Below are 24,459 nucleotides of genomic sequence, written 5' to 3'. Positions count from 1 at the left end.
GAAACATCAGCCCTTGTTCAGCAAAGCGAGATTGGCGTCGACGACCGTGGGGTCGGCCATGCCGGCCTTGGCTTCGAGCAGCAACGCCCTGGCCTTCCTCTTGTTGCCGCGCAACAGTTGCGAATAGCCCATATTGTTGACGATCTGCGGCTTGCGGCCGGCAACCTTCAGGAGCTGGCCATAGGCGCGGTCGGCGAAGTCGAAACGGCCGAGTTCGTCATAGGAAGCGGCGAGCCCCATCCAGGCCTCGGCATTGTCGGCCTTCAGCTCGACGGCCTTGCGGAAATGCTGTTCGGCGAGACCATAATTGGCATCGCGAAACTGCGCCTTGCCTTCCGCCAGATCGGTGCTGTCGACGGCCTTTGCCGCCGGCTGGATGGCGGTGGTCTTGGTCGTGTCGACGTTGTTGTTCGTCGTGCACCCGGTGATCATCAGGACAGCCGCCATCGTGGCGACCGCCGCAAATTTTGTCTGACGCATGCCCTGCCCCGTCGCCCGATTTGCCGGGTCGTTCTTCAGCAAGGACACTACAGCACGGCGGTTAAGCTTCGGTGCCGAAATGCATCTAAGATTTGGTTTCGGGAATACCAGCCGTTAACCACTGGGCGGCAACACCTCCATCCGGCAGACGCAAGTGCATTCTCACGGCGCCAGGGCCTTGAGCTCGTCCGGAACCGGATAGCGGCCGCCGTCATAGCGCAGCCGGTAGGTGCGGTTCACAGGCTTGCCGGGATGGGACTGGCACTCGCCATTCTTGTCGACAGATGGGTCGTCCGTATCCGACCGCTCGACCACGACAATGTCGTGATAGCCATGGTGGCTCGCCGGGCTCATCGTCAGGCTGACCTGGCTCGAATGAAAGGATCCAGCGCAATTGGTGTCGCCTTCACCGCCATAGTTGGCCACCACAAGGCCGTCGAGCACCGCATGAAGGGCGCCACCGGCAATGGCGTAGAGTCGCAGATCGGTCTCGCTGAACGGATTGGGCTGCGAGTGATTTGCCATGTCGATACGCAGCCCAAAGGCGGTGACGCCGGGCGCCAGGACATAGCGGCCAGTATCGAATTCGATCTTGCGGATCGCAATAGCATCATCGTTCATCAGCCTAGGCTGAAGCAGGCGCTGGCGCACCTGCAGGGTCTTCCTGTCGACGACCAGAAGCTCGATATCGCCATAATGCTCGTCGTCGCTGGATTTGGCGCTGTCCATCAGCGGCACGGAGACCAGCAGCAGATCGTCATGAGCGGGCCAGACCTTGCAGACCACGCCCGGTGTATCATCCTGCGGGAGCGGGACAATGCTGGTATGGGGGTCGAGCGTGAACGAGGCGCCGTCGGCGCTCTTTCGAGCCTTAGGATAGGCCTTCTGCACCAGGGCGGCGGCATCGCCGCAATCGTCGGCCGCGGCCTGGGCGGGCCACAGGCTGACGGCGGCGAGAGCGAGGGCACACAACACTATTCGCATGGCAATAAAGCAACCTGCATGCCTTGGCCCGTTACGCTTTTCTGTCAAACAGATAAGGAGCATTGTACTCCTTGGCGAGATCCACTGCTTCAGCAAGCTTGGTTGGGTCGGTACTGCAAAACAAGATACTTTCGTCTCCGATAATGATCTGATCCTGGCGCCCCTCTGCGGCCACGAAGCCCTGCCAGTCGAACAACATCATCAGCAACAGCAGGCCAGAGAGGATTGCATGCTCCTCGGACGAGTATTCGATTTCAAAATCTGCGTCTCGATTAGGTTGAGATGACCAGGCGAAAGCGAAAGCGCGGCCTCGACACCACGGCCTCGCCGCACGGTTTCGAACAGTGTCTTCTGGACAAGGGGATATTGATGCCATTTCCATACCCAGAGCAGACGCACACTTCCGGTATGCAACCATTCGACAATCCTCATCGAGAAGTACGCTATCTGACGTGGGTTTGACGGCAGGCCGACCATCAGGTTCCGCATCTCCGCTTTCCGGACACCCGGAAAGTCTTCGGGGATGTCGGACGACAACGCGGTCCCCGACGATCTGAGCCAGGCTGAAGTCTCTTCAAGCGTCAGAGATTTGAGCAAGATTGTTGTCCTCCGGGAGGAACTACGGTGACTGTGCACTTTAAACCGTCGCTCGTTGGCAGGCACTATTCTTGGCACGCAGCCACCCAGGCCCCTCCTAGTGCGTGCCCGTCATTTTGACGATGATCGGAATGATCGCGATCATCAGCACCACCGGCAGGATGCACACGGTGACCGGGATCGACATCTTGGCCGGCAAGGCATGCGCCTTTTCCTCGGCCAGCGACATGCGCTTGTGACGCATCTCGTCTGAGAAGACGCGCAACGCTCCCGACAGGCTGGTGCCGAGTTCCTTCGACTGCTGCAGCAGCGTGGCGAAGGAACGGACCTCGTCCAGGCTGAGGCGGTCGGCGAGTGCCTTCAGCGCATCGTCGAGGCTGCGCCCCGCCCTCAGTTCCAGCGACACCAGCTGCAGGTTCTGGCTGAGCGCCGGATAGGTCCTGGCGAGTTCCTTCGAGACGCGCTCGATGCCGGCCTCCATGCTCATGCCGGCATCCGAACAGACGATCATCAGGTCCATGAAGTCGGGAAAACCATTGCGGTATTCGCGCATCTTCTCCCGCGTCTTCTGGCTCAGCACCAGACCGGGCAGGAAGTAGCCGGCCACACCCGACAGGATGACGAACGCCCAGCGGCTGGTCATCGTCGCATCGGCACTGGCCAGCCAATGGTTGAGGACGAAAGCGCCAATCGCGCCGCCGATCAGCGCCGAGAAGCGGATGATGAAGAACATGCCGACGGCACGCGGCTCCATATAGCCCGCCTGGATCAGCTTCATGCGCAGCCGGGCGACATTTTCCGGATCGCTCTTGGCATAGAATTCCTGCGCCCGCTTCACCGCCTTCTCGCGCACGACGTTGGCGTTCTTCTTCTGCACCGGCTCGGGTCTTGCGGCCACGGGACCATTGTCGACCTTGAGCCGGCGCTTCACATCGTTGCGGTCGCCCTTCGCCGCAACCATCGGCCAGCCGACCGCCACGGTGCCCAACGCCAGGAGCAGGATGGCCACCGGCATCAATGAGGTCGGTGCAAGCGAGGCGAGGAATTCGATGAAGCCCTGCATGTCAGAACCTGAAATTCGACATCTTGAACATCATCAGGTTGCCCAGCATCAGCCAGGTGACCGACCCGCCGATCAAGTACCAGGTTTTAGGCTCGTCCCAGACATCGCGGTAGAAGCCCGGCATCATGGCCATGATGCCGGCGAACAGCAGCGCCGGTATCGCCGTCAGGATGTAGGCCGACAGGCGGCCCTCGGTCGAGATGGCTCGCACCTTGCGGCGCAGCTTGCCCCGCTCGCGGATCGTCAACGCCAGGCCATCGAGAATCTCGCGCAGATTGCCGCCCGAACTGGACTGGATCGAGACCGCGGTCATGAACAGCGGCAGGTCTTCGTGGCCGACCCTGTCGAACAGCGAATTCAACGCAGAGACAAGATCGGAACCATAGGTCACCTCATCGGCGATGACACCGAATTCGGTGCCGATCGGGTCGGGCATTTCGCGCGACACCATGGCAATGGCCACCGGCACCGGATGACCGGCCTTGAGGCCGCGCGTGATCAGCTCCAGGGCCTCCGGCAGTTGCATGCCGAAACGCTTGAGCCGGCGCTTGCGCATGAAGCGCATCACCATAACCGGCACCAGCGGCAGCAGAACGACGAACAGGAGAAGCCCCATCAAGAGCGGCAACCCATACCAGATGGCGAACAGCGCCATGGCCATGGCCACACCGGAGGTGATCATCAGGAATTTCGACAGCGGCATGATCATGCCTGACTGCGTGCGTAGCGCCCGGAACCGATCCGGCGAGAACAGCGAGGTGCCGGCATCGAGGCCACGCTCCTTGCGCAGCTGGATCAGCACCTGTTCCTGGCTGATCTTGTTTTCCTGCAGCTTCATGCGCCGGTTGATGGCGGTGCGCTTGTCGCTGCGGCCGGCATAGAGGAGATAACAGGCCTCGGCGATCATGATGCCAGTCAGCGCGGCCCCGGCATAGACGACATAGATCGCGCTCAGTCCATCGAACACCCCGTCTACTCCTGCGGCCGGCCGGGTTCGAAATATCGTCCGGGAAACTCGATGCCCATGGCGCGCAGATCCTCGAGGAAGCGCGGCCGAATGCCGGTCGCCTCGAAATAGCCGAGAATGCTGCCGTCGGCGTCCATGCCGGTGCGCACGAAGCGGAAGATCTCCTGCATCTGGATGACGTCGCCTTCCATGCCCGTCACCTCGGCAACGCTCGTCACCTTGCGCTTGCCGTCGGAAAGCCGGGTCAGCTGGACGATGAGGTCGATGGCGCTGGCGATCTGGCTGCGGATCGACTGCACCGTCATCGGCATGCCGGTCATGCCCAGCATCTGTTCGAGACGCGAAATGGCATCGCGCGGCGTATTGGCATGGATGGTCGCCATCGACCCTTCATGGCCGGTGTTCATCGCCTGCAGCATGTCGAAGGCCTCCTCGCCGCGGCACTCGCCGAGAATGACGCGATCCGGGCGCATGCGCAGCGCGTTCTTGACGAGATCGCGTTGCTTCAGCTCGCCATGGCCCTCGATGTTGGCGGGGCGCGTCTCCATGCGCGCGACATGCGGCTGCTGCAGCTGGAGTTCGGCCGCGTCCTCGATGGTGATCAGCCGCTCGTCTTCCGGGATGAAGGCCGACAGCGCATTGAGCATCGTCGTCTTGCCGGTGCCGGTGCCGCCCGAAATGATCGTCGTCTTGCGGGCGTGAACCGCCGCAGCCAGCACCTCGGCCATGTTCTGGGTGATGGCGCCGAATTCAACCAGCTTGTGCAGGCCGAGCTTATTCTTGGAGAATTTGCGGATCGACACCAGCGGCCCGTCGACGCCAACCGGGCGAATGGCCGCGTTGAAGCGCGAGCCGTCCAGCATGCGCGCATCGACCATCGGCTGCGATTCATCGACGCGCCGGCCGACGGCCGCGACGATCTTGTTGATGATACGCAGGAGATGCGCCTCATCCTTGAACGGGATGTGGACCTGCTGCAGCTTGCCCTTCTTTTCGACGAAGCAGTTCTGGTGGCCGTTGATCAGGATATCGTTGATGTCGGGGTCCTTGAGCAGCGGCTCCAGCGGACCGAGGCCGACCATCTCGTCGACGATGTCGTCGACCAGTGCATCGAGTTCGGCAGTGTTGATCGCCATCCGCTCCTGGCGGGTTTTTTCCGAAACGAAATCATGCACCTGCCGGCGCATCTCGTCGCGGGGCAAACGCTCCAGCGCGACAAGGTTGATCTCCTCCAACAGCATCCTGTGGATGCGCACGCGGGCATCCAGCACCTTGTTGGCATTCTTTGCAGGTGCCGTCTCCGGCTTTGCCGGCAAAACTTTTCGACTGGTCGGGATGACGACCGCATGATGCGCGACCGGGGCTGATTCCGCCGGGCGCTGTGGGCGCGCATCGCGGTTCTGCAGGGTGGAAAAACGGCTGGTCATCCGGCCTTCCTCTTCAACAGGCCCCTACCGAGGCCAAACAGCGATTTCGACTTGGCTCCGATCGCGACCGCCTCTTCCGGAAGGATGATCCGCTTCAGGTCGTTGACGACGTTGGCGTTCGGATCGATCTCGTGCAGCGGCACGCCGCGGTCGACCGCCTCGCGCACCAGCCGGTAGTTGTTGGCGATGCCGCCGACGAAATGCTCGCCCAGGATTTCCTGGACGTCCGCCTGCTTGATGCCGTTGTCGAACATCTTCTGCTCGAAACGGTTGACGATGACGTTCGGCTTCACTTCCTTGCCCACCGTCTCGTAGACCGCCTGGATCAGCCTTTGCGTGTGGCGCAGGCACGGCACCGTCATCTCGGCGACGATGTAGAGCTTGTTGGAGCCAAGCAGCACTGTTTCCGTCCAGGGGAACCATGTCCGCGGCATGTCGATGACGACATTGTCGAAGTAGGCCGACACGAGATCGAGCATGCGCACCACGACATCGGTCTTGAATGAGCGCATTTCCGAGGGATGCGTCGGCGCCGCCAGCACGCAAAGCCCGCTCGCATGCTTGGACAGCATCACGTCGAGCAGCTGCCGGTCGAGGCGTTCGGGCTGGTTCTCGATCTCGGTGATGTCGAAACGCGGCTCGAGGTCGAGATATTCGGCGCAGGCACCCTGCTGGAAATTGAGGTCGACCACGCAGGTCGAGGCACCGCGCGTCACCGGGTGATGCAACTGGAAAGCAGTCTGCAGCGCCAGCGTCGTGGTGCCGACGCCGCCCGCGGCCGGCATGAAAGTGTAAATCTGCGACTCGGTGTTCTCCTCGCGCCCCGGCCCTTGCAGGGCACGCACGACCGAGCGCACCAGGTCGGCGGTGGTGATCGGCTTGACCAGGAAGTCGGCGACCTTGAGCTGTACCAGGATGCGGACGGCGGCGGCGTTGAACTCCTGGGTGACCACGACCACCGGCGCCTTGCCTTCCAGCCGGCGCATGATGCGCTGCAGCGACTCGACCTCCTCCAGCCTCGCCGCGTCCATGTCGACGATGATGACGCCGAAGTCGGTCTCCTGGACCTCGCCGCGCAGTTCGGTGACACTCTTGTCCACCGTCGAGAGCTGGATGATCTCGGAAGCGGCGAACGCGGTCCGCGTGTCCTGCACGAAGGTCCTGTCCGTCGATACGAGCAGGATCTTCTTGGTCTTGATGCCGTTTGCCATTCTTGCCGCCTGTAGGTCGATCGCCTTGGTCGATTGTCTTTTTTATTCAGTCGCTTGTGCTTGTTTGCGCTGCCTTCGCGCCCGCCGCCTGATCGGGCGTGACGGGTGCGGCATCGCCACGCTTGGCAGGCACCAGAAGCCTGGTGTTCTGGACACCGTACTTCCACGGGTCGACCATCTGCATGACGGTGTTGGCGGCCTGGGCGTCGCCGGCGCCTGACGTCACGCCTTCACTGCGCACATAATCGTCGCTGGTGCAGCCGCCGGCGGAACCGGCAAGCAGCAAGACGACGCTCGATCTCAGGATCAGACGCATGACTTCAGTCCTTCGGCAGGTCGAGGAAATGCCCGACCGTGGTGGCGGGAGCGGCCCGTGCGGCACCGCCGCCGGCCATCGCCAGGGCGCGGTTGGCATCCGACCCTTTCACTTCCTCGGTGTTGTTGAGGAAGTAGTCGGCGTTGCTGGCCGGTTGCGTGCCGTCGGTCGGCACGGCCATTTTCTTCGACGGATCGACCGGCTTGACCAGATAGGGCGTGACGATGATGACCAGATCGGTTTCGCGCCGCTGGTAGGATTTCGACGAGAACAGCGCTCCAAGCACCGGCATCTTGCCGAGACCGGGAATGCGCGAGGTGGTGATGTCGTTCTGCGACTGCAGCAGCCCCGCGATCATGAAGCTCTGGCCGTTCTTCAGGTCGATCGACGTCCTGGCACGGCGCACGATGAAACCCGGCACCGAAATGTTGCCGATGTTGTAGGACGCCGACGCGTCGATCGAAGAGACTTCCGGCGCGATGTCCAGGCTGACCAATCCGTCCTTGAGCACGGTCGGCTTGAAATCCAGGCTGACGCCGTATTTCTTGTAACTGACGGAGATCTTGCCGTTGTCCTCCGAAACCGGAATCGGGAATTCGCCGCCGGCCAGGAAGCTCGCCGTCTCGCCGGAACGGGCGATAAGGTTCGGTTCCGCCAGCCGCCGGGCAAGGCCGCGCTCTTCCAGCGCCTTGATGGCGATATCGATGGAGACGCCATTGGATAGTAGCCGGCCGATGATTTCACCGGTTCCCGCCGCCGGCACCGTGCCGGGATCGAGCGAAACATCGCGCCCGCCGAAGCCGTAGGCGAAATTGGCGCTGTATTTTGCACCCAGATCCTGGCCCGCCTGGCGGTTGATCTCGACGAAGCGGACATTGAGCTGGACCTGCTGCGACGACGAGATGTTGACCGAATTGATCACCTCCTCGTTGCCGGAAAAGCGGGTGGCGATCTTGTTTGCCTTCTCGGCGGCGACTGCGTCGTCCGCCTCGCCCGACAGCACCACGCGGCCGTTGGCCGAGCCGACCTTGATCTTGGCGTCCGGCACGCTGGCGCGGATGGTGTTCGCCAGTTCGTCGGTGTCGAGCGTCACCTCGATGTCGACGGTCCCGACAAGCTGCTTTTTGTCGTCGAACAGCGCGATGCCGGTGGTGCCGAGATTGTTGCCCAGCACATAGAAGGATTTATCGGTCAGCGGATTGACGTTGGCGATCTCGGGATCGCCGATGACGATCTGGTAGAAAGCCGCGCTCGTGATGATCGTCTTGGGCTTGCCCTTGGCGACTTTTATCGACGCATTCTTGGTCGCCGAGACATAGACGATGTCATTGTCCGCCCTGGCCGCGCCGGCAAAGGCGAGCATCGCGCCCGCGGCCAGCGAAACCGCCATCGCCAGGGCGCGCACGAAGCACGACCGGCCCGTCATTCCATATAGGATACGCATCAGCATTGTCCCGTCCACCCGGTCCCCACCGGCCTTTACTTCTGGTCCCGCGCCGGAACCTGGTATTCCTCGGCCTTCGTGCCACGCGTCACGATGACCGTCTTGAATTTCGGCTTCTCCGGCTCCTTGGTCATGGCATCGAATAACGAGCCGGCCGTGGCCTGCGCCTTGGACGCCACCGATCCGCCAAAGGAGGAGATTGTGGTGACGCCGTTCTTGCCGTCGCCGCCTTCGCTGGCCGAGCGAAGCGACAGCGACAGCGTGCCGACGGTGCGGGCAAGCGCCACTTTCTGGGCGCCCTCGGTCGTCACCTCGAGGGTCACGGAATTGGCGATCTGCGGCGCTGTCTGGCGCTCGTCGGCGCCCTGGCCGACGCTCAGCACCTTGGCGTCGGCGACGACGATTTCGGAAGTGATGGTCGAACCGGCCGCCCCTTGCGCGTTCTTGGCGACCTCCTGGATTTCACCGGCATCGCGCGTCAGCACGACATCGACGCGGTCGCCCGGCGTGACGAAGCCGCCGACACCGGCGATCTCATCGGTGCGGATGGTGACCGCCCGCATTCCGGGCGTCAGCATGTTGGAAAGCGTCGCGCGGCCGTTCGGCCCCGATAGCTTGGTCAGCAGCACCGGTTCGTTGACCTCGATCGGCGACAGCACGACGCGGCCGCCTTCGCCGAGCAGCCCATCGATCGTGGCAAAGGCGCCCTGCGGCAGCGAATCCTGCGGCCAGGGAATTTCGATGAGCTTCGTGCGATCGAGTTCCATGCCGTAGCGCAACGGAGCGTTCGCCACCACGATGGTCTTGAATTCGATCTTGGGCGGGGCCGGAGCGACGATCGAGGCCGTCTTCTCCTGGGCATCGGCCTGGCTTTTGACCCAGAAATCCGCGGCAAAGATCGAGATCGCGCCGAAAACGGCGGCGATACCGATCATCGTTATGGCCTTGCCCCTCACGCCCAAACCCCTGATGCCCGTAGTTTCTTGTTATGTTGGGCTCACGCTACGTGGCATTGTTAAAGAATCAGGAACGCAGAACGACGGCATTCGACCTATTTCCGCCCGCTTGGTTATCGAATGGTTTTAGGATAAGACGGGCCGGACCCCCGAACGTAACAGGAACCTCCGTCGCTTGGCGCTGAAAAGCGTGGCAGTATCGGCAGGTGATTCGCAGCACCGGACCTATGGCAGGCATGGACGACAACAACGACCTTTTCGGCGATCTGGACAAGCAACCGCAGCCGGTTCGCACACCCGCGCGCCCGGCGGATCCGCTGGTGCAGGCGGCAGCCAAGCGGCCGGCGGCAAGCCGCGACGGTTCGGAGGGCTACAGCGCCGCCGACATCGAGGTGCTCGAAGGCCTGGAGCCGGTGCGGCGCCGGCCGGGCATGTATATCGGCGGCACCGACGACAAGGCGATGCACCATCTGTTCGCCGAGGTCATCGACAATTCGATGGACGAGGCGGTCGCCGGCCACGCCACTTTCATCGATGTCGAGCTTTCGGCCGACGGTTATCTCTCCGTCACCGACAATGGCCGCGGCATTCCGGTCGATCCGCACCCGAAATTCAAGAAACCTGCGCTCGAAGTGATCATGACGACGCTGCATTCGGGCGGCAAGTTCGATTCCAAGGTCTACGAGACCTCAGGCGGCCTGCACGGCGTCGGCGTGTCCGTGGTCAACGCTCTGTCGGACCATCTCGAGGTCGAAGTCGCGCGTGGCCGGCAGCTTTACCGGCAGAGATTCTCGCGCGGCGTCCCGGTCAGCGGCCTCGAGCATCTTGGCGAAGTCCACAACCGGCGCGGCACCAAGATCCGCTTCCACCCCGACGAGCAGATCTTCGGCAAGGGCGCCGCGTTCGAGCCGGCGCGGCTTTACCGCATGACGCGTTCGAAGGCCTATCTTTTCGGTGGTGTCGAGATCCGCTGGACCTGCGATCCGTCGCTGATCAAGGAAAAGGACCAGACGCCGGCCAAGGCGGAATTTCATTTTCCCGGTGGTTTGAAGGACTATCTCAAGGCATCGCTGGGCGACGATTTCCAGGTGACGCGTGAAATCTTCGCCGGTAAGAGCGACAAGCAAGGCGGCCATGGCTCGCTCGAATGGGCGGTGACCTGGTTCGGCGGCGACGGCTTCGTCAATTCTTACTGCAACACCATCCCGACCGGTGAAGGCGGCACGCACGAGGCCGGTTTCCGCAATGTGCTGACGCGGGGCCTGCGCGCCTATGCCGAGCTCGTCGGCAACAAGCGCGCCTCGATCGTCGCCTCGGAAGACGTCATGATTTCGGCGGCGGGCATGCTGTCGGTGTTCATCCGCGAGCCGGAATTCGTCGGCCAGACCAAGGACAGGCTGGCGACGATCGAGGCCATTCGTATTGTCGAGACCGCGATCCGCGATCCATTCGACCATTGGCTGGCCGACAATCCGCAGGAAGCCTCCAAGCTGCTCGAATGGGTGATCGCGCGCGCCGACGAACGGGTGCGCCGGCGCCAGGAAAAGGAAGTGTCGCGCAAGAGCGCGGTGCGCAAGCTGCGCCTGCCAGGCAAGCTGGCCGACTGCACCCAGAACGCCGCCGCCGGTGCCGAACTCTTCATCGTCGAAGGTGACTCGGCCGGCGGCTCGGCCAAGCAGGCACGCGACCGCGCCAGCCAGGCGGTGCTGCCGCTGCGCGGCAAAATCCTCAACGTCGCCAGCGCCGGCAACGACAAGCTGGCCGCCAACCAGCAGATATCGGACCTGATCCAGGCGCTCGGCTGCGGCACGCGATCGAAGTACCGCGACGAGGATCTGCGCTACGACCGCGTCATCATCATGACCGACGCCGACGTCGACGGCGCCCACATCGCCTCGCTGCTGATCACCTTCTTCTACCAGGAGATGCCGGCGCTGGTGCGTGGTGGACACCTCTATCTCGCGGTGCCGCCGCTGTACTCGATCAGGCAGGGGGGCAAGGTCGCCTACGCCCGCGACGACGCGCACAAGGACGAATTGCTGCGCACCGAATTCACCGGGCGCGGCAAGGTCGAGCTTGGCCGCTTCAAGGGCCTGGGCGAGATGATGGCCGCGCAGCTCAAGGAGACCACCATGGACCCGAGGAAGCGCACACTCCTCAGGGTCGATGTGAACGAAGTCGATTCGGCCACCAAGGACAGGGTCGATGAGCTGATGGGCACCAAGCCGGAAGCCCGCTTCCGCTTCATCCAAGAACGTGCCGAATTCGCCGAGGCGGAAGTGCTGGATATCTAGCCGCCCACTGCTCTACCTTGTCCGTGCAGGTACGGAGACCAGCATGTGATCTGGGCGCGGCTGAAGGACTATTTCGACACCAATCTGGCCGGGCTGACGCAGCCGACGCGTTCGGACTGGATTTTCGCCCTGCGCACCGTGTCGGCCGGCCTGATCGCGCTTCTGGTCGCCTATGCGCTGAAGCTCGACCACCCGCAATGGGCGATGATGACGGTTTTCATCGTTGCCCAGCCGGTCGCCGGCATGGTGCTGGCAAAGGGCTTTTACCGGCTGCTCGGCACGCTTGTGGGCGGCGTCGCGGCGATCGGCATCACCACCGCATTCGGCAGTGGCCCCTGGGTGCTGGTGACGGTGCTCGCGGTCTGGATCGGCATCTGCACCTTCGTCTCGTCGCTGCTGCGCAATCCCGAAGCCTATGGTGCGGCACTTGCCGGCTATACGGCGATGATCATCGGCCTGCCCGCTTTCGGGCAGCCGCATCTGGTCGTGGACCTCGCGGTCGCGCGTTGTGCCGAAATCGTGCTCGGCATTGTCTGCGCCGGCCTGACAAGCCGGCTGATCCTGCCCAAGCTGGCCAGTGACGCCATCATCTCGCGGCTGAAGCGCTGTATCATCGATCTTGCAACCTATGCCGGCGGTGCGTTCTCCGGCGGCGATCCGGCAACGCTTTCCGGCCTGCACAGGAAGCTGGTCGCCGACACCCAGACACTTGGCGAGATGCGCGCCTATGCCAGGCTCGAGGCGCCGAGCTTCGCGCCGCGCGCCCACCCCGTGCGGCGCACCATCGGACAATTGCTGTCGGCACTCTCGGCCGCGCGTGCCCTGCATTCGCACGCCGCGCCGAAGAACGCAGCGCTCATTCCGGTGCGCTCGGAGTTGCAGCTGCTTGTCGGCGAACTGGCGACCAAACCCGGCGCGCTGGATGACACCGCGCCTTGGGTGGCCCGGCTCGACGCGATCTCGGCCAGGGCCCGGCGGATGCCCGATGCCCCGGCCGACCAGGACGACAAGCTCGGCACCATCACCCGCCTCACCATCGCCGCCGATTTCGCCGAGGCGCTGAAGCAGGTGCTGCGCGGGCTCGATGCCTTGCGCGCGCCGGTCACGCGTCGCCCAGGTCCCGCCAGCCAGCAGCCGGCCCTCGTGGTACACCGCGACTATCCCGGCGCGGCGCGCAACGCCGTGCGCGCGGCCCTTGCGACACTGCTGGTCGCGGCCTTCTGGCTGACGACGAAATGGTCGGAAGCGGCCGGCACCGTCATTCTCGTTGCCGTCGTGTCGAGCCTGTTTGCTGCCCGCCCCGATCCCGTGCAGGTGTCCTGGGGTTTCTTCAAGGGAACGCTGCTGGCTTTGCCTTTTGCCTTTCTCGTCGGCCAGATCGCATTGCCCGCCCTGCCCGGCTTCGGCTGGTTCGTGCTGTTTGTCGTGCCTATCCTGGTGCCGACGGCGCTGGGCATGGCCAATCCACGCTATGTCGGCGTAGCCACGGCCTTCGCCATCAACTTCCTCGCCTTCCTCAGTCCGCATCAGGCGATGACCTACGATCCTGGCCCGTTCTTCGCCGGCTCGGCGTCGGTGCTGGTCGGCATCCTGCTGGCGATCGGTGTCTTCCTCGTTGTACTGCCCGCCGATCCGTGGCTCGCGGCCAACCGCATCGTGCGCGCCATGCGCGAGGATCTGGCGCGGCTTTGCCTGCACGAGCGTGTGCCGAGGCGTTCGGCTTTCGAAAGCCTCGCCTATGACCGCATCAACCAGTTGATGCCGCTGGTGCAGAATTCGGGCAGGAAGGGCGAGGCGGTTCTGGGTGGCGGCGTCGTCGCCGTCACGGTCGGCCTCGAGATCCTGCGGCTGCGCGCTACGAGCCAAAACCATGCCATTGCGCCCGAAACCGCGCTCTCGATCGCCAACTTCCTGAGAGGCTTGGCACGCGAACTGCTCTTCCGCGCCCCAGGCGATCCGCAGACGGCGACCATCGCCGTCGCCCGCCATTATGCGGCGGCCATCGCCCAGAAAAACGCCACCGGCGACATGCTGCAGATCGCGGCGTCACTGCGCATCATCGCCGCGGCAATGGAGGATTTCCCGGATTTTTTCGCCAGGGATCGAAGCTAAGTGGCCAAATGTGCCGACTTCAGGCCGCGGCGATCGCCAGCGCATGGCCGCGCGCGTTCTCGCGCAGCGCATTGAGATGGATCGACTTGACCAGGGTGGCGAGGTCGCCGTCCGCGGATTGCCCGCCCAATTCCTTGAGCATCAGCCAGCTGACCTCCTGCACGCCGGCGACGCGCTTGCCATTGGCGACCTCCCGCCAGATTTTCAGCGCCCGCAGGATGATCGTATGCGTGGCGGCGGCGAGGCCAGCGCTGCGGAACAGCGCCTGCAGGGCGACATCATGCCCGCCGGCGAGCAGCGCCCTCACCCTTTGTTCGGATTGCTGGCTGAGCGCGACCAGCGTGGAGCCGAAGAAATCCACCTTGCCGTGCGCGATGGTGCGGATGAGGAAGCTCGCCGTGAGATCGCCGCGCAGGCGCAAATGCTCGATCAGTGCCGCGTGCTCTTCCGGGCGCGTGCCTTCTATCAGCGTCACCGAGGCCTTGACGCAAGCGTCGCGCATGACGCGTTCAGCACGTGCGGCGCCCATCAGCGCCATGACCAGCGGCGATGTTTTCAATGTCTCGCCGAGCTTGATGAGCAGCATGTGCCGGCAGTCGGCAGGCAAGCGGATATCCGATATCAGCGCCTCGCGCACCAGGGGCAGATGCCCATGGCGCTCAGCCATGCGGCGGAAACTGAGCGACGCGATATCGGCGCCGCTGTTGGCCAGCAGCACCGCGCAGGCTTCCGCCTCGCCGATCTCGGCGATGGCCGCCGACAGCGCCATCGAGACCAGCGGCCGATCGGCGATCAGCGTCTGCGTTGCCTTCTGGCTTGCCGCCACGCGGTTGATCAGGTCGGCGTCGGTGAGCAGCGGCGAGCGTGCCAGCACCACGCCGGCAACCTCCGGCTGGTCGGAGGCCAGTGCGCTGATGATCTGCGGCGGCGCGTGATGGCTCATCGACAGCACCTCCGCCATCGCCAGCCGCACTTTCGATGAGGCATCGTCGAGCAGCAGCGTCAGCGCCGCCTCGGCGGCGCAGCGGTCCTCGAACGGCAATTCGGAATTGATGTAGGCACGGGCCAGCGCGCTTGCCGCGGCGGCGCGCTCGGACACCCTGGCCGTGTAGATCCACTTCAGGAAATGCGAAACAACAACCATGCCGTCTGCTTACGCCCCTAGCCAGAAGGTTTCTGGCCCCGGTCATGACCGTAGGAACAAATGGTTTACGAACGGTTCACCATGTTCATTAACTGGCTTGCGGGGCCGATTTGCAGCGCTTATCAACCGTCAGCAGCGAAGGAGACAGAAAATGGCCGGGCTTTATCTCCAGGAGTTCGTCGTCGGCCACGTCTTCCAGCACACGCTGCGCAAGACCATCACCGAAAGCGACAACATGCTGTTTTCGGTGATGACATTGAACCCGCAGCCGCTGCATATCGACTTCGATTTCGCCGCCAAGAGCGAATGGGGCAAGCCGTTGGTCAACTCGCTGTTCACGCTCGGCCTGATGATCGGCATCTCGGTCAACGACATCACGGTCGGCACGACGGTCGCCAATCTCGGCATGAAGGAAACCGTGTTTCCGCATCCGGTGTTCCATGGCGACACCATCCGCGTCGAGACCACGGTCGTCTCGGTGCGGGAATCGAAATCGAAGCCCGATCGCGGCATCGTCGAATTCGAGCACCGCGCCTACAACCAGCATGGCGACCTCGTCGCCAAATGTATCAGGCAAGCGATGATGCTTAAGAAGGCGGCCTGATGCGTTCGCTGCTGTTCGTCCCCGGCGATTCCGAGCGGAAGCTGGAAAAGGGCCTTGGAGCCGGCGCCGATGTCGTCATCGTCGACCTTGAGGACTCCGTGGCGCCGCAGAACAAGGCAACGGCGCGCGCGATCGCGGCACGCTTCATCGCCGGACGCCGGGGGCAAACCAGCTCGGCGATCTATGTCAGGGTCAACGACCTGTCGACCGGGCTGACGGATGACGATCTTGCCGCGCTCGTGCCGGCGAAGCCGGATGGCATCATGCTGCCCAAGTCGAACAGCGGCCAGGATGTGCAGCAGCTCTCGGCAAAGCTCAGGGTTCGCGAGGCCGAAAATGGCCTGGCCGACAGGGCGATAAAGATCCTGCCGATCATCACCGAAACCCCTGCCGGTGTGCTCGCCGCCGCGACCTATGCCGGTGCTAGCGCGCGCCTAGTCGGCCTCACCTGGGGCGCGGAAGACCTGTCGGCGGCGATCGGCGCGCGATCGGCGCGCGACGAGAGCGGCCGCTACAGCGATGTGTTCCGCCTTGCCCGCACCATGACCATCCTCGCCGCCAGTGCGGCGGAAGTCGCAGCTATAGACACGGTCTTCCCGAATTTTCGCGACATGGCGGCCTTCGCCGAGGAATGCGCCGAAGCCGAGCGCGACGGTTTCACCGGCAAGATGGCGATCCACCCAGATCAGGTGCCCGTCATCAACGCTGCCTTCACGCCGTCGACGGAGGCTGTGAAACACTCCCGGGCAATCGTCGAGGCGTTCGCGGCGGCGGGAGATCCCGGCGTCGTCGGCATCGACGGCAAGATGTTCGACCGCCCGCACCTGCGGCTGGCCGAACGGCTTCTGGCACGCGCGCGGGCGGCAGGGATTTCCGCTTAAATCCGTTTCACACTCTTCCTGGAATTGCTCTCAGTCTCGCGCCAGCACGATGATCCGGTCTTCCGGCAGATAGGTCAGCGCTTCCGACTTCAGTGGGTTGACGATGACGCCCCCCAGCGCCCGCTGGTCGGCATCTCCAGTGCGGATGCGCCGGTAGCCGATGGCGATCTCGCCGCGTAACCGCGCCGATTCCGCGATCGTCCAGAAGGTCAGCGGCTGGTCGATCGCGACATAATCCGCGACCGGGCGCATGTAGATTTCGGAGCCCTTCTCATCGAGCAAATCATCGAAGATCGCGGCGAGGTGTTGGTTTTCGGATGCTTGCGCCAACATCAGGCTGACCAGCCGGTTGCTGACGACGAAGTCATCGGCCTTGGTCACCGCAGCAAGCTCCCGGTTGCGCACGTCGATCATCTCGCTGACGATGGAGATGTGCAGGCCGGCATCATCGGCGATCTTGCGCAGATGCAGCAGCGTCACCAGCGTGCGCGTGTCGGCCGGCTGCGCCGCCATGGTTTCGCTGTAGCCGAGGACGAGCACGTGATCGTAGGAAGGCACGTCCAGGCTCGCCAATGCTGCGCTGCTCGAGGTGTCGGTGATGCGGCACTCAACCGACAGATTGTCGCTGGCGACCGTCAGTCCGGCAACTTCCTGCTCGAGCCCGGGCGCATCGGCGGCGATGGTCAGGATCGAACCAGGCGCGACGTAGCGCGACAGTTCATAGGTGATGATCGGACCGCGCCGGTTCCAGCCGAGGATCAGCATGCGCTCCGGCTTCGTCTCGATTGGCCGAGGACCGTGGATCGCCGCCGCGTCGATCTTGATCCCGGTACCTCCCAGCTTTATCGCGGCATCGTCCTCGGCGATGATGATGGCGCGCATGTCCTTGCCGATCACCAGATCCGACGACGGGTTGAGATCGACGCGCCCCTGCGGGTCGCAAAGGCCGATCAGCGCACAGTGCTCATACGCCATCACCGCTTCGCCGAAGGTCTTGCCGGTAAGTTCCGGCTGCCCCGTCGTGTAGATTTCGCAGCCGTCGAAATCGAGCAGCTCCGAATAGACGCCGCTGAGACCCGACTGCCGGCTTGAATGCACGACGATACGCGAGATCAGCTGATCGGCCAGCACGAGTTGCACCTCGGTTCCGCCGACGACGCGGGCGACCTCGGCGTTCTTGCCATCGCGGATCTCGGCGGCGATGTTGTAGGGGTCGGTGCGGCGGTTCGGGTCGGTGACCAGCGCCAGCACCGTCTTGATGACCTGCGAATCCGGATCGTCGCCCTCCGGCGACAGCACGATGACCGACCGCGAGGTCTGCGGGTTGACGATGGCCAGGTCGTAGAGATCCGTCGGGTCGCCGCTGCGGCAGATGATGCGCGTGTTGCCCAGTTTGCCGACCTTGGCAGCGATTTCGTCCTCCATCGCGACCTTGTCCATATTGGCCATGACGACGATGCGTGGACGGCGCCGGCTGGCATTGGCAATGACCAGTTCGGAGATGACGTCGAAGATCGACGGCGACCAGTTGAGGATAATGGTGTGATCGGCCTCCAGCACGCGCGAACGGCCCTTGCGCAATTCATCGAGCTTGCCGTCGACGCCGGCGCTGAGCACGCCGATGAGGGCCGACACGACAAAGATGCCGGCCAGCGTGACGACCAGCATGACGAGACGGAAAGCCCAGCCGGTATCACCGCCCATCGTGCCGGAATCGAGTGTGCGCATCAGCGATTCCCAGAACGCTTCGAAAAAGTTCAGCGGCTCGCCGCCCTCCGGTGCGATGCGGGTCACCGCAAGCAAAGCCGCGGCGGCGATGATGATCAGCAGGGAAACGACGGCGAGCCAACCGATCAGCGCGATCGGTCCCGCGGCCATGCTCTTGTCGAACCCGTAGCGCAGCCGGGTCCCCAGCGTGTCTCGCTTCTTCATGTTGCCGGTGCCCCGCACTATCCCCAAGGTCGATGCGCCACCCCTAACGCATCGCCGAAGCCGTTCTCTTAGCCTGTGTTCAAATGAAGGGAAATCGCTTTTCGCGCGCTCGCGACCAAGAAAGCCGCCGCGATGGCGGACCGCGAGTGGTAGGCGTTTTCGCCTGTACGCTACGACCGCATCAATCTGGCCGCCAGCGCGTCGTTTTCGCCCGTGCTGGTCAGGATCATCCGGCAAGGTGTCGAAGACGGCACCTTCAGGACCTTCGATCCGGAGGGGGTCGCCGACATCGTCATGCAGTTCGGCATGGCCACGCATGACGTGGTCGCCAAGGCATTCGCCGGCGGCAGCGACGCCGACATGGATGTCGCGATCGAAACCCTGGAGAAACGCGTCAGGCTCTACGAGATCGCCCTGGACCGCATACTCGGCCTCCCCGACGGAAGCATTCGTATGGGAGAGCCCGGTTATGTGCGGGCCGTCATGACGGTGCGGCGGCGAACGAATGCCGGCAAGGCGCGGTAGCGACCAAGTTGGAAGGCTCTTATTCCTGGCCCCAGCGCGGCCGGCGCATCGAAAAGACTTCGTCGACGCTGGCATAGTCCATGTAGCCGAGACGAGCGACATTCCCGGCCTTGGTGATGTCGAACAGTCCGTCCTTCAAAAAGGCATCGTCGATGTGCACGCCGACCACTTCGCCGGCGACGACGACAGCGCTCGTCGGCGATCCATCCAGCGCCCGTGGCCGAAAGACTTCCGTCACCCGGCATTCCAGCGCGGCGGGTGCTGCTGCCACGCGCGGCGGCGCGACAAGACGGCAAGGCGCCATTGCAAGGTCGGCATAGACGAACTCGTTGACGCCGCGCGGCGCGTTGACGGAGGTGTAATTCATTTTCTCCGCGAGATCGCGGCTGACGAGATTGGCGACGAACTCGCCGGTTTCCTGAGCGAAGGAGGCGCTGTCCTTCTCTCCCTCCGAGGAAAACCAGACGATGAACGGCCGCGTCGAAAACGCATTGAAGAAAGAGTATGGCGCGAGATTGATCTCGCCCGCTTTGTTCAGCGTCGATATCCAGCCGATCGGGCGCGGCGCCACGATCGCCTTGGAGGGATCGTGCGGCAGTCCGTGCCCCTTCGATGGCTCGTAGAACATTCAGCCCACCCAAGGCCCTGAGTAATCGGCATAGAGCTTTGCGGGATCGGGCCGAGGCCGCTCCGGCGCCGGGCCGGCATAAGAGCCGATGTGGACGAAGCCGACGACACGCTCCTGCGGCGCCAGTCCGAGGATCGCCCTGCCCTCCGCGACATCGGAATACCAGTTGCTGATCATGTTGGTGCCATAGCCCAGCGCATTGGCCGCAATCATCAGGTTCATCGCCGCCATGCCGCCCGACAGGAACATCTCCCATTGCGGGATTTTCGGATTCTCCTTCGGCGCCGATACCACGCCGATCACCAGCGGCGCCCGCGAGAATCGCGCCAGTTCCTGGTTGCGGCGCCCTTCGGGCAACGGCCCTTCCCGCTGCTCGGCAAGGTCGGCCAACTTCTTGCCGATCTCGATGCGGACATCGCCGCGGTAGAGGATGAAGCGCCAGGGTTCGAGCCGGCCATGATCGGGCACGCGCGTGGCGGCAGCGATCATCGTTGCGATATCGGCGTCGCTCGGCGCTGGCTCCTTGAGCTCCGGAATCGGCGCTGAATTTCGGGTGAGCAGGAAGTCGATGATCGGCGACGCCATGGGCGCAAGTCTCCTAGACACTCGGTTTTGAGCTGAAGCGCACCATCGGGAAGTCGGGCGGCTCGGGCAAAGGCGCGCAAGCGCCGGACTGAAGAGTCGTGGATCGGACTCTTAAGCCTTGAAATTGCCACCGCCATGGGCTTCAACGCAAGGCATGTTTGAGGGGCGACTGCGTCTTTTCCTGGTCCGGCTCTGCGCCGCGCTGTTCCTGCTGCCGGTCACCATGGCTGCCGCACAGGAAAAGGACGGCGTCAGCGACCTGAAACTTCCCGGAATTTCGAGCTATGCGACGCCCAAGAGCGAAACCCCGCTGGCGCTTGGCGGCGGTGGCGCCATCACTCTGTCGGCTCAGTTGACCGACAAAGGCGCCGACATCACCCGTGGCCTGGTCTGGCGCGTCTTCAAGCCTGAAGCCGTCAACGGCAAATTGCCGATGGTCGCTTCCGCGCATGGCGGCAACGCCGTCTTCCAGCTCGAACCGGGCAGCTATCTGGTCCATGCGTCCTACGGCCGGGCCGGCGCCACCAAGCGCATCACGGTCGGCAAGGAAGCCAAGCGCGAAAGCCTCGTGCTCGACGCCGGCGGCTTGAAGCTTGACGCGGTTCTCTCCGGCGGCGTGCGCATTCCGCCGAAAAAGCTGCGCTTTTCGATCTACGAGGGCACGGCGGAGGCCAATGGCGACCGCGCGCTGATCATCCCCGACGTCGAGCCCAACAGCGTCGTGCGGCTTAACGCCGGCATCTACCATGTCGTCTCGACCTACGGCGCGGTCAACGCGGTCATCCGCTCCGACATTCGCGTCGAGGCCGGCAAGCTGACCGAGGCCACCGTCGAGCACCATGCCGCCGAGATCACGATGAAGCTGGTGCGCGAATCGGGCGGCGAGGCAATCGCCGACACTTCATGGTCGCTGCTCAACGAATCCGGCGATCCGATCAAGGAGACCGTCGGCGCCTTCGCCTCGATGGTGCTTGCCGAGGGCGACTACACCATCATCGCCAAGAACCGCGACCGCATCTACCAGAAGGATTTCACGGTCGTCGCCGGTCAGAACCAGGAGATCGAGGTTCTCGCCACTGAAGCCGCGGCGATGGATCCTGAAGAAGGCGCGGATTAGCCTTAGGCTGCTAGCTTTGTTCGCGTCGGCAGGAAGGGTATCCGGCGGCGCGGCTGTGTCGGCGCCAGGTCGAAGACGCCGCGATAGAGGCGCTCGAGCAGCAGCTTACGGTCGCGCAAAGGCTCCAACTCGCTCCAGCGCAGCACATCGCCAACGCGCACCTCGATCGCCTTGCCAGACAGCCGTGCGAACTCGCGGATCAGCAGCGACGTGCGCAAGGTCAGCGACGCCTTGCCGACGAATTTGGCCACACGGCCATCGCGCTCGGCCATGTTCATCGGCCCGCTGACCAGATGGAACAGCCTGCCGTTCTGCCCGGAAAAATGCATGGGAATGACCGATGCTTTCGCCTCCTGGACGAGACGGGCCGGAAACATCTTCCACGGCAGGTCGCGCGCCCGGCCAAACCCCTTTGGCGCTGTGGCGACGCCGCCGGCCGGAAACACCACGATGGTGACGCCTTCCCTGAGCAGCCGCACTGCCTCATGGCGCACGGCCATGTTGTTCTTCAGCGCGTCCTTGGTCTCGGAAAAGTCGATCGGCAGCGAATAAGGCTCCATCTCGCGGATCTTGAGCAAATCCTTGTGGATCATCACCCGGAACGGCCGCCCCAACTGCTCGGCCAGCGAAAGCACGGCAATGCCGTCGCCGATGCCGAACGGATGGTTGGCGACGATCACGAGTGGTGTGTCGGGCAATTGCGCCGGCGGCCATTGATCGGCGGTCCGCACACCGACGTCGATCAGTTCCAGCATGCGGCTGAACACCCGCTCGCCGCCCGGCACCACCTGGCGGCGCCAGAAATCATAGAGTGCCGCGAAACGATCGCGGCCCGACAGGCCCTCGACCGAATGAATGAACCAGCGCGCCAGCGCCGGCTGGCGCGGGTTGGCGTAGGAAAGCTCGGGAAAGGGCCGTTCGCGCAATTTCAGCTTGAGCATGGGGGCTCGTTACAGGGTCGCCGTGACAGGGATATGAAAATGGCGGTGGATCGCTCCACCGCCATGACCGGAAGGGCTGTTCAGATCAGGCCGCGCGCTTGCGCCGGCGATCGGGCGTGATCGCTTCCTCGGTCAGCTGTGCGATCGCCTCGGCAAGGCCAAGCGATTGCTGATCGCGAGAGCCGAGCCGGCGGATATTGACCGTCTGTTCCTCCGCCTCGCGCTTGCCGCAGACGAGAATGACCGGGACCTTGGCCAGCGAATGTTCGCGGACCTTGTAGTTGATCTTCTCGTTGCGCAGGTCGGCCTCCGCCAGAAGTCCGGCCGCCTTCAGCTTTGCCACCACTTCGGTCGCATAGCCGTCCGCCTCCGACGTGATCGTCGCCACCACCACCTGCAGCGGCGCGAACCACAGCGGGAAATGGCCGGAGTAGTTCTCGATCAGGATGCCGAGAAAACGCTCCATCGAACCGCAGATCGCACGGTGCACCATGACAGGCTGCTTCTTCTCCGAATCCGAGCCGATATAGAAGGCGCCGAAGCGCTCCGGCAGGTTGAAGTCGACCTGCGTGGTGCCGCACTGCCATTCGCGGCCGATGGCATCCTTGAGCACATATTCGAACTTCGGCCCGTAGAAGGCACCCTCGCCCGGATTGATCGAGGTCTTGATGCGGTTGCCGGAGCGCGTCCTGATCGTCTCCAGAACATTGCCCATGATCGCCTCGGCATGATCCCAGGCCTCATCCGTTCCGACGCGCTTGTCTGGCCGCGTCGACAGCTTCACGCTGACCTCTTCAAAACCGAAATCGGCGTAGGTCGACAGAATCAGGTCGTTGATGCGCAGGCATTCCGCGGCGAGCTGCTCCTCGGTGCAGAAGATGTGCGCATCGTCTTGCGTGAAGCCGCGCACGCGCATCAGCCCGTGCAGCGCACCCGACGGTTCGTAGCGATGCACATTGCCGAATTCCGCAAGTTTTACGGGCAGATCGCGGTATGACTTCAACCCATGCTTGAAAATCTGCACATGGCCCGGACAGTTCATCGGCTTCAGCGCGAAGACGCGGTCGTCGTCGGTGTCGTCGCCGGCGACCGTCACCTTGAACATCGCGTCGCGATACCAGCCCCAGTGGCCCGACGTCTCCCACAGGCTCTTGTCGAGCACTTGCGGTGCGTTGACCTCCTGATAGCCCTGCTCGTCGAGGCGGCGGCGCATGTAGCTGACCAGGTTTTGGAACATCTTCCAGCCCTTGGCGTGCCAGAAGACGACGCCTGGCCCCTCTTCCTGGAAATGGAACAGGTCCATCTCACGGCCGAGCTTGCGGTGGTCGCGCTTCTCGGCTTCCTCCAGCATCGTCTGGTAGGCATCGAGCTGCGCCTGGTCGGCCCAGGCCGTGCCGTAGATGCGGGTCAGCATCGGATTGTTCGAGTCGCCGCGCCAATAGGCACCGGCCACCTTCATCAGTTTGAAGGCGTTGCCGATCTGGCCGGTCGAGGCCATGTGCGGACCGCGGCATAGATCGAACCAGTCGCCCTGCGCGTAGATCTTGAGATCCTGGTCTTCGGGAATGGCGTCGATCAGCTCGAGCTTGTAGCGCTCGCCCTTGTCGGCGAACACTTTTTTCGCCTGCTCGCGCGACCAGACTTCCTTGGTGAACGGCTTGTTGCGCGCAATGATCTCGCGCATCTTCTTCTCGATCACCGGAAAATCGTCGGGGGTGAACGGCTCGTTGCGGGCGAAGTCGTAGTAGAATCCGTTCTCGATCACCGGCCCGATCGTCACCTGCGTCCCCGGCCACAATTCCTGCACCGCTTCCGCCAGCACATGCGCGGTGTCGTGGCGGATGAGCTCAAGAGCGCGCGCATCGTCGCGGGTGATGATCTCGACCTTGCCGGACTTGCCGAGCGGGTCGGAGAGATCGCGCACGGTGCCGTCGATGGCGTAGGCGACGGCCTTCTTGGCCAGCGACTTCGAGATCGATTCAGCAAGGCCCGCACCGGTCATCGCCGCGTCGTAGTCGCGGACGGAGCCGTCGGGAAATGTCAGGGAAACGGAATTCAGCATGGTATCTCCTATCCAGTCCCGCAAACGAGCGCGGGTGGTCGTGGGGTAAAGCCGGATGCGCCAAATCACATGGACAACCAGCAGCGGCCGGGTTTTAGAGGCAGCGTTGCGTCAGGTAAAGAGCGGTAGTTGGCGCAACCGTCAGGAAACGTCGCTACAGATGTCGCAAAACCTTGCGAAAAGGCACGA

General features: G+C 63.5%; 22 protein-coding genes. 6 read left to right on the top strand and 16 right to left on the bottom strand.

Annotated elements, in window-relative coordinates:
• Positions 1-6: 6 nt before the first annotated feature.
• From AC0NIH_RS18650 to cpaB, 10 genes are all read right to left on the bottom strand, one after another.
• On the bottom strand, positions 7-480 hold the full coding sequence (locus AC0NIH_RS18650; protein ID WP_224688452.1) for a hypothetical protein: 474 nt from the start codon (positions 478-480) through the stop codon (positions 7-9).
• A 162-nt stretch (positions 481-642) separates the two neighbouring features.
• Positions 643-1,464, bottom strand: coding sequence for a PA3715 family protein (locus AC0NIH_RS18645; RefSeq protein ID WP_473460561.1), 822 nt, complete (start codon positions 1,462-1,464; stop codon positions 643-645).
• 31 nt (positions 1,465-1,495) lie between these two features.
• Positions 1,496-1,840, bottom strand: coding sequence for a hypothetical protein (locus tag AC0NIH_RS18640; RefSeq protein WP_473460563.1), 345 nt, complete (start codon positions 1,838-1,840; stop codon positions 1,496-1,498).
• A 318-nt stretch (positions 1,841-2,158) separates the two neighbouring features.
• Complete coding sequence (locus AC0NIH_RS18635) at positions 2,159-3,124, bottom strand: type II secretion system F family protein (RefSeq protein WP_352690034.1); 966 nt, start codon at positions 3,122-3,124, stop codon at positions 2,159-2,161.
• Position 3,125: 1 nt separating this feature from the next.
• Positions 3,126-4,091 carry a type II secretion system F family protein gene (locus AC0NIH_RS18630; protein WP_473460565.1) on the bottom strand — a complete coding sequence of 322 codons (966 nt, stop codon included), beginning with the start codon at positions 4,089-4,091 and terminating at the stop codon, positions 3,126-3,128.
• A gap of 5 nt (positions 4,092-4,096) precedes the next feature.
• Positions 4,097-5,518 (bottom strand): CpaF family protein, encoded by a 1,422-nt coding sequence (locus AC0NIH_RS18625; RefSeq protein ID WP_287270449.1) that lies wholly within the window; start codon positions 5,516-5,518, stop codon positions 4,097-4,099.
• Entirely contained in the window at positions 5,515-6,729 is a 1,215-nt protein-coding gene (locus tag AC0NIH_RS18620) for a CpaE/TadZ family protein (RefSeq protein ID WP_473460568.1), read from the bottom strand. The genes AC0NIH_RS18625 and AC0NIH_RS18620 overlap by 4 nt, the downstream gene beginning before the upstream one ends.
• A gap of 46 nt (positions 6,730-6,775) precedes the next feature.
• Positions 6,776-7,045 (bottom strand): hypothetical protein, encoded by a 270-nt coding sequence (locus AC0NIH_RS18615; RefSeq protein ID WP_287270453.1) that lies wholly within the window; start codon positions 7,043-7,045, stop codon positions 6,776-6,778.
• 4 nt (positions 7,046-7,049) lie between these two features.
• Positions 7,050-8,495: a type II and III secretion system protein family protein gene (locus AC0NIH_RS18610; protein WP_473460571.1), complete on the bottom strand. Its 1,446-nt coding sequence runs from the start codon at positions 8,493-8,495 to the stop codon at positions 7,050-7,052.
• A 29-nt stretch (positions 8,496-8,524) separates the two neighbouring features.
• Positions 8,525-9,445: a Flp pilus assembly protein CpaB gene (gene cpaB / locus AC0NIH_RS18605; RefSeq protein ID WP_245272743.1), complete on the bottom strand. Its 921-nt coding sequence runs from the start codon at positions 9,443-9,445 to the stop codon at positions 8,525-8,527.
• Between the two features lie 236 nt (positions 9,446-9,681).
• On the opposite strand from cpaB, the gene parE reads away from it, so the two are divergent.
• Positions 9,682-11,739 (top strand): DNA topoisomerase IV subunit B, encoded by a 2,058-nt coding sequence (parE, locus tag AC0NIH_RS18600; protein WP_473460574.1) that lies wholly within the window; start codon positions 9,682-9,684, stop codon positions 11,737-11,739.
• Between the two features lie 45 nt (positions 11,740-11,784).
• Positions 11,785-13,851: an FUSC family protein gene (locus tag AC0NIH_RS18595; RefSeq protein WP_473460576.1), complete on the top strand. Its 2,067-nt coding sequence runs from the start codon at positions 11,785-11,787 to the stop codon at positions 13,849-13,851.
• A gap of 19 nt (positions 13,852-13,870) precedes the next feature.
• Here AC0NIH_RS18595 and AC0NIH_RS18590 read toward each other — a convergent pair whose 3' ends face one another.
• Entirely contained in the window at positions 13,871-14,995 is a 1,125-nt protein-coding gene (locus tag AC0NIH_RS18590; RefSeq protein ID WP_473460578.1) for a DUF2336 domain-containing protein, read from the bottom strand.
• Positions 14,996-15,146: 151 nt separating this feature from the next.
• On the opposite strand from AC0NIH_RS18590, the gene AC0NIH_RS18585 reads away from it, so the two are divergent.
• Complete coding sequence (locus AC0NIH_RS18585) at positions 15,147-15,599, top strand: MaoC family dehydratase (protein WP_474025011.1); 453 nt, start codon at positions 15,147-15,149, stop codon at positions 15,597-15,599.
• Positions 15,599-16,480, top strand: a complete 882-nt coding sequence (locus AC0NIH_RS18580) for an HpcH/HpaI aldolase/citrate lyase family protein (protein WP_473460582.1) — start codon at positions 15,599-15,601, stop codon at positions 16,478-16,480. The genes AC0NIH_RS18585 and AC0NIH_RS18580 overlap by 1 nt, the downstream gene beginning before the upstream one ends.
• Positions 16,481-16,510: 30 nt before the next feature.
• On the opposite strand, the gene AC0NIH_RS18575 is transcribed toward AC0NIH_RS18580, so the two are convergent.
• Complete coding sequence (locus tag AC0NIH_RS18575; protein WP_473460584.1) at positions 16,511-18,412, bottom strand: CASTOR/POLLUX-related putative ion channel; 1,902 nt, start codon at positions 18,410-18,412, stop codon at positions 16,511-16,513.
• Positions 18,413-18,625: 213 nt separating this feature from the next.
• On the opposite strand from AC0NIH_RS18575, the gene AC0NIH_RS18570 reads away from it, so the two are divergent.
• On the top strand, positions 18,626-18,937 hold the full coding sequence (locus tag AC0NIH_RS18570; protein ID WP_473460586.1) for a hypothetical protein: 312 nt from the start codon (positions 18,626-18,628) through the stop codon (positions 18,935-18,937).
• A 19-nt stretch (positions 18,938-18,956) separates the two neighbouring features.
• Here AC0NIH_RS18570 and AC0NIH_RS18565 read toward each other — a convergent pair whose 3' ends face one another.
• Positions 18,957-19,565, bottom strand: a complete 609-nt coding sequence (locus AC0NIH_RS18565; protein WP_023763590.1) for a flavin reductase family protein — start codon at positions 19,563-19,565, stop codon at positions 18,957-18,959.
• Positions 19,566-20,150 (bottom strand): nitroreductase family protein, encoded by a 585-nt coding sequence (locus AC0NIH_RS18560; RefSeq protein WP_473460588.1) that lies wholly within the window; start codon positions 20,148-20,150, stop codon positions 19,566-19,568. It abuts the gene before it with no gap.
• Positions 20,151-20,304: 154 nt separating this feature from the next.
• Here AC0NIH_RS18560 and AC0NIH_RS18555 point away from each other — a divergent pair, with 154 nt between their 5' ends.
• Positions 20,305-21,267, top strand: coding sequence for a hypothetical protein (locus AC0NIH_RS18555; RefSeq protein ID WP_023763588.1), 963 nt, complete (start codon positions 20,305-20,307; stop codon positions 21,265-21,267).
• A gap of 2 nt (positions 21,268-21,269) precedes the next feature.
• Here AC0NIH_RS18555 and AC0NIH_RS18550 read toward each other — a convergent pair whose 3' ends face one another.
• Both AC0NIH_RS18550 and thrS read right to left on the bottom strand, forming a co-directional pair.
• The gene (locus AC0NIH_RS18550; protein ID WP_473460591.1) at positions 21,270-22,208 is read right to left on the bottom strand and encodes a lysophospholipid acyltransferase family protein; all 939 of its coding nucleotides are present in this window, start codon (positions 22,206-22,208) and stop codon (positions 21,270-21,272) included.
• Between the two features lie 85 nt (positions 22,209-22,293).
• The gene (gene thrS, locus AC0NIH_RS18545) at positions 22,294-24,270 is read right to left on the bottom strand and encodes a threonine--tRNA ligase (RefSeq protein WP_473460593.1); all 1,977 of its coding nucleotides are present in this window, start codon (positions 24,268-24,270) and stop codon (positions 22,294-22,296) included.
• Between the last annotated feature and the right edge of the window lie 189 nt (positions 24,271-24,459).

Source organism: Mesorhizobium sp. WSM1386 (assembly GCF_055901595.1).
The sequence above is the reverse complement of the archived record's forward strand: the minus strand, read 5'-3'. Positions and strand labels throughout refer to the sequence as shown.

Excerpts from the sequence above, each read along its gene's own strand:
- parE (WP_473460574.1), top strand. The coding sequence starts at position 9,682 with ATGGACGACAACAACGACCTTTTCGGCGATCTGGACAAGCAACCGCAG.
- AC0NIH_RS18640 (WP_473460563.1), bottom strand. The coding sequence starts at position 1,840 with ATGGCATCAATATCCCCTTGTCCAGAAGACACTGTTCGAAACCGTGCG.
- AC0NIH_RS18555 (WP_023763588.1), top strand. The coding sequence starts at position 20,305 with ATGTTTGAGGGGCGACTGCGTCTTTTCCTGGTCCGGCTCTGCGCCGCG.
- AC0NIH_RS18650 (WP_224688452.1), bottom strand. The coding sequence starts at position 480 with ATGCGTCAGACAAAATTTGCGGCGGTCGCCACGATGGCGGCTGTCCTG.
- AC0NIH_RS18590 (WP_473460578.1), bottom strand. The coding sequence starts at position 14,995 with ATGGTTGTTGTTTCGCATTTCCTGAAGTGGATCTACACGGCCAGGGTG.
- AC0NIH_RS18625 (WP_287270449.1), bottom strand. The coding sequence starts at position 5,518 with ATGACCAGCCGTTTTTCCACCCTGCAGAACCGCGATGCGCGCCCACAG.
- AC0NIH_RS18580 (WP_473460582.1), top strand. The coding sequence starts at position 15,599 with ATGCGTTCGCTGCTGTTCGTCCCCGGCGATTCCGAGCGGAAGCTGGAA.
- AC0NIH_RS18550 (WP_473460591.1), bottom strand. The coding sequence starts at position 22,208 with ATGCTCAAGCTGAAATTGCGCGAACGGCCCTTTCCCGAGCTTTCCTAC.
- AC0NIH_RS18575 (WP_473460584.1), bottom strand. The coding sequence starts at position 18,412 with ATGAAGAAGCGAGACACGCTGGGGACCCGGCTGCGCTACGGGTTCGAC.
- AC0NIH_RS18620 (WP_473460568.1), bottom strand. The coding sequence starts at position 6,729 with ATGGCAAACGGCATCAAGACCAAGAAGATCCTGCTCGTATCGACGGAC.
- AC0NIH_RS18615 (WP_287270453.1), bottom strand. The coding sequence starts at position 7,045 with ATGCGTCTGATCCTGAGATCGAGCGTCGTCTTGCTGCTTGCCGGTTCC.
- AC0NIH_RS18565 (WP_023763590.1), bottom strand. The coding sequence starts at position 19,565 with ATGTTCTACGAGCCATCGAAGGGGCACGGACTGCCGCACGATCCCTCC.
- AC0NIH_RS18635 (WP_352690034.1), bottom strand. The coding sequence starts at position 3,124 with ATGCAGGGCTTCATCGAATTCCTCGCCTCGCTTGCACCGACCTCATTG.
- AC0NIH_RS18645 (WP_473460561.1), bottom strand. The coding sequence starts at position 1,464 with ATGCGAATAGTGTTGTGTGCCCTCGCTCTCGCCGCCGTCAGCCTGTGG.
- AC0NIH_RS18585 (WP_474025011.1), top strand. The coding sequence starts at position 15,147 with ATGGCCGGGCTTTATCTCCAGGAGTTCGTCGTCGGCCACGTCTTCCAG.
- thrS (WP_473460593.1), bottom strand. The coding sequence starts at position 24,270 with ATGCTGAATTCCGTTTCCCTGACATTTCCCGACGGCTCCGTCCGCGAC.
- AC0NIH_RS18560 (WP_473460588.1), bottom strand. The coding sequence starts at position 20,150 with ATGGCGTCGCCGATCATCGACTTCCTGCTCACCCGAAATTCAGCGCCG.
- AC0NIH_RS18610 (WP_473460571.1), bottom strand. The coding sequence starts at position 8,495 with ATGCTGATGCGTATCCTATATGGAATGACGGGCCGGTCGTGCTTCGTG.